The following is a 4,707-nucleotide window of genomic DNA, read 5'->3' as shown; positions in this document are numbered from 1 at the left end:
ATGACCACTTTTTTACCCTGATAGTCAGCCATTGTTAACGCACCTTCAGTGTTGCCAGGCCAATCAGCACCAGCATCAGAGAAATAATCCAGAAGCGCACAATCACGCGCGGCTCCGGCCAGCCTTTCAGTTCGTAATGGTGATGGATCGGCGCCATACGGAAGATGCGCTGACCGCGTAATTTGAAGGAGCCCACCTGCAGAATGACTGACAGGGTTTCCACCACAAACACGCCGCCCATAATCACCAGCAGGAATTCCTGACGTAGCAGCACAGCGATTGTGCCCAGCGCGCCGCCAAGAGCCAGAGAGCCCACATCGCCCATGAAGACCTGCGCCGGATAGGTGTTGAACCACAGGAAGCCAAGACCGGCGCCGACAATGGCGGTACAGACGATAACCAGCTCACCCGCATGGCGCAGATAAGGAATGTGCAGATATTCGGCAAACTTCACGTTACCGGTCGCCCAGGCCACCAGCGCAAAACCAGCCGCAACAAACACCGTTGGCATAATTGCCAGACCATCGAGGCCATCAGTCAGGTTCACGGCGTTGCCGGTACCGACAATCACAAAGTAAGCCAGCACCACGTAGAACAATCCAAGCTGCGGCATGATGTCTTTAAAGAACGGCACCACCAGCTCTGTGGCTGGTGTCCCTTTCCCGGCGATGTATAACGCAAAGGCTACACCCAGCGAAATCACCGACATCCAGAAATATTTCCAGCGTGCAATCAGACCTTTAGTGTCTTTACGCACCACTTTTCGGTAATCGTCAACAAACCCGATAATGCCGAAGCCCACCAGCACCACCAGCACGCACCAGACGTAAGGGTTTGAAGGGTAAGCCCACATCAGCACTGACACGGTGATAGAGAACAGGATCATTACCCCGCCCATCGTCGGCGTGCCGCGTTTGCTAAAATGCGACTCCGGGCCGTCGTTACGGACGACCTGGCCAAAGGACATTTGCTGCAGACGGACGATCATTTTCGGCCCCATCCACAAAGAGATAAACAGAGCGGTCAGCAGGCTGACGATGGCGCGAAACGTCAGATAGGAAAAGACGTTGAAGCCAGAATAAAAAGTGACCAAATGTTCGGCCAGCCAGACTAGCATGTTCCTTTCTCCTGTAAGCTCTGCACTACCTGCTCCATGGCGGCACTACGCGAGCCTTTAACTAAAATAGTGATGACGTCATGCTCAGCGAGCAGCGTCTGCAGACGTGCCGTAACGGCCGCCTTGTCTTGTAAATGCTCTCCTGCACCGCTGGCTTCACTGATGAGGTGACTCATCTTGCCAACGCTCAGTACTTTATCGATTCCTGCCAGCCGTGCGGCTTCGCCTACTTCGCGATGGCACTCTTCTGCCTCATCGCCCAACTCGCCCATATCGCCCACCACCATCACCCGATAGCCAGGCATTTCTGACAGCACCTGAGCGGCCGCGGTCATTGAGCCCACGTTGGCGTTGTAACTGTCATCCAGCAGCAGTTTATTTTCTGCTAACTGAACCGGATACAAACGTCCCGGCACGGCCTGCAGATGCCTTAAGCCTTTCTGGATAGCGCTCAATGGCGCATCGACCGACAAGGCCAGTGCGGCGGCGGCCAGGGCGTTGGCAATATTGTGGCGCCCCGGAAGCGGGAGCTGAATGGCAATGCTGCCCGCAGGCGTCATCATCATAAAATGCGTACCGCTGCTGGTGACCTTCACATCGGTAGCGGAGAAGTCGCTGTCAGTCTGCGGTTCAGACGAGAAACGCCAGACTGTTTTGCTGTGCAGGGAGGACTGCCAGTGTGGCCAGTCATTGCTGTCTGCGTTGAGGATCGCCGTACCGTTGACTGGCAATCCCTGGAAAATTTCGCCTTTGGCTTTAGCCACGCCAGCCAGAGAGCCAAACCCTTCCAGATGTGCCGCAGCCAGGTTATTCACCAGTGCGGTTTCAGGACGGGTAATGTCAGTGGTGTACGCAATTTCGCCCTGGTGATTAGCACCCAGCTCAATTACCGCATACTGATGCGATTCGTTCAGGCGTAGCAGGGTCAGAGGAACCCCGATATCGTTGTTCAGGTTTCCTGCCGTATAAAGTGTCTCGCCACATTCACGAAGAATGGCGGCGGTCATCTCTTTTACCGAGGTTTTGCCTGAAGAGCCGGTCAAAGCAACCACCCGAGCGGGGGATTGCTGGCGCACCCAGCCAGCCAGCTGGCCCAGCGCGATACGGGTATCAGCAACCACAACCTGAGGCACAGCAACAGTTAAGTGCTTACTAACCAGAAGTGCTGATGCACCGGCGGCCATGGCCTCACCCACAAAATCATGGGCATCAAACCGTTCACCCTGAAGGGCGATGAACAGACAACCAGCGCTGACTTTGCGAGTATCCGTGGTCACTTCAGCAATTGAGAGGTCACCACCGAACAGTTTGCCGCCAGTTAAGTCGGCCAGCTTTTGCAGAGTCAGTGTAATCATGCGATCACTCCCAGCAGACGGGCGACCGTGGTGCGGTCTGAATAGTCCAGTCGGCGGTTGCCAACTATCTGGTAATCTTCGTGGCCTTTACCGGCGACCAGAACGATATCGCCGTCTTTCGCTTGCATCACAGTGTTAGTGACCGCTTGCGCACGGCCCGGCATTACGCGGGCGCGGCCGGCATCTAACAGGCCAGCCAGCACATCCGCAACGATAGCGGCAGGATCTTCGCTGCGCGGGTTATCATCGGTAATGACCACTACGTCTGAGAATTGCTCAGCGATGGCCCCCATCAAGGGACGTTTGCCTTTGTCACGATCGCCACCGCAGCCAAAGACACACCACAGTTTGCCTTTACAATGCAGACGAGCAGCTTCCAGCGCTTTTTCCAGCGCATCTGGCGTGTGGGCATAATCCACCACTACCGTCGGCTTGCCTGGTGCGCTAAAGACTTCCATCCGACCCGTCACCGGCTGGAGTTGACTGCCGGTCGCTATCAGCGAATCCAGCGGATAGCCCAGCGCCAATAAGGTGCCCAAAGCCACCAGCAGGTTGCTGACATTGAAGGCGCCCATCAGGCGGCTTTCAATTTCACCTTCACCCCAGCTGGAATCAAAGCGGATCTTTGCGCCGTTGTCGTGGTAGTCGACTTCAGTCGCCTGCAGCCAGCGGCCATGGCAGCTTGACTCAATATTATGTTCCATCGAGACGGCAACGGCGTCTGGCAGCTTTTGCAACCAGCGGCGGCCAACTTCATCATCGGCATTCACGATGATCTGTCCAACCTGATGTTCAGAGAACAGCAGCCATTTTGCGGCTTCATAGCGCGTCATATCGCCATGGTAATCAAGGTGGTCACGGCTCAGATTGGTGAACGCAGCGGCAGCGAACGGCAGTGCCGCAACGCGGTGCTGCACCAGACCGTGCGAAGAGATCTCCATCGCCGCCAGCGTAGCGCCCTGCTCTACCAGTGAATTCAACGTTTGCTGAACTTCAACAGCGGAACCGGTGGTGTTTTCTGCCGCAGCAAGATGGCCGTACAGGCCGTTGCCTACGGTGCCCATCACCGCACCGGTTTCGCCCAGTAACTGCCCCCACTGCGCCATCAACTGAGTCGTGGTGGTTTTGCCGTTGGTACCGGTCACGCCAATCAAACGCAGCTTGTCGCCCGGTTGCTGATAGAAACGCCCGGCCAGCGCAGATAAACGCTGTGAAAGCTGCGCCAGGTATATCACCGGCACGCCGTGCATTTCGATGATTTCACCATCTTCTGCTTCGCCTTCTGCCTCAGCAATGACAGCAGCAACACCCTGAGCGATAGCCTGGGGAATAAAACGGCGACCATCGGCCGCATGACCTTTAATAGCGACGAACAGATCGCCAGACGCAGCCACACGGCTGTCCAGGATCATTTCATGCAGCGCCCGCTCTGGTGCTTCAGGCACCCACGGGGCCAGTAAGTCGCGCAAACTACGATCGGTCACTGGATCCCTCTCTTCTGTTTTCTACCATCTCTGTTTTGTCCGTTGGTGTCGGTGGCAGCGCATCAGGTTCAATGTTCATGGTGCGCAGTACGCCGCCCATGATCGCGCCAAACACCGGTGCAGAAACTGCACCACCATAATATTTGCCACCTTGTGGATCGTTAATCACCACAACCAGCGCAAAACGAGGATGGCTTGCAGGTGCCACACCTGCGGTATAAGCAATGTACTTGTTGACGTATCCACCATCCGGCCCGACTTTCTTCGCGGTACCGGTTTTAATGGCGATACGATACCCTTTGATCGCCGCTTTCACGCCGCCGCCACCAGGCAGAGCCACGCTCTCCATCATATGCATTACGGTGCGGACCAGCTCTTCAGGGAAGACGCGTTCACCCGCCACAGGCGGATCAACTTTGGTAATGGACAGCGGGCGCAATACGCCATAACTGCCAATCGTTGAGTAGACTCGCGCTAGTTGTAACGGCGTTACCATTAGCCCGTAGCCGAAAGAGAAGGTGGCCCTCTCTATGTCAGACCACCGTTGTTTTTGAGGATATAAGCCACTGCTTTCTCCGACCAACCCCAAATTGGTCGCCTTACCCAATCCAAAGCGTGCGTAAGTATCTACTAACGCTGAGGATGGCATCGCTAACGCCAGCTTTGAAACACCGACGTTACTCGATTTCTGCAGAACCCCGGTCAGGGTCAGTTCGTTGTAGCGCGCCACGTCTTTAATTTCATGGCCATT

The 4,707-nt window shown here is 55.7% G+C and carries 4 protein-coding genes; all 4 read right to left on the bottom strand.

The annotated features are described in order from the left end of the window. Positions 1 to 34 precede the first annotated feature (34 nt). On the bottom strand, positions 35 to 1,117 hold the full coding sequence (gene mraY, locus WCC56_RS17515) for a phospho-N-acetylmuramoyl-pentapeptide-transferase (protein WP_424693610.1): 1,083 nt from the start codon (positions 1,115 to 1,117) through the stop codon (positions 35 to 37). Beyond that, a complete protein-coding gene (gene murF / locus WCC56_RS17510; RefSeq protein ID WP_424693609.1) occupies positions 1,111 to 2,472 on the bottom strand; it encodes a UDP-N-acetylmuramoyl-tripeptide--D-alanyl-D-alanine ligase in 1,362 nt (453 codons plus the stop codon). The genes mraY and murF overlap by 7 nt, the downstream gene beginning before the upstream one ends. Next, positions 2,469 to 3,956, bottom strand: coding sequence for a UDP-N-acetylmuramoyl-L-alanyl-D-glutamate--2,6-diaminopimelate ligase (murE, locus tag WCC56_RS17505; RefSeq protein ID WP_424693608.1), 1,488 nt, complete (start codon positions 3,954 to 3,956; stop codon positions 2,469 to 2,471). Before murE ends, murF begins: the two co-directional genes overlap by 4 nt. Next, a partial coding sequence (locus tag WCC56_RS17500) for a penicillin-binding transpeptidase domain-containing protein (RefSeq protein WP_424693607.1) occupies positions 3,943 to 4,707 on the bottom strand: 765 nt, incomplete at its 5' end. The genes murE and WCC56_RS17500, both read right to left, overlap by 14 nt.

Origin of the sequence: Erwinia sp., from assembly GCF_049696395.1 — a bacterium.
Classification (GTDB): Bacteria; Pseudomonadota; Gammaproteobacteria; order Enterobacterales; family Enterobacteriaceae; genus Erwinia.
This window is presented reverse-complemented; position numbering and strand designations above follow the sequence as displayed.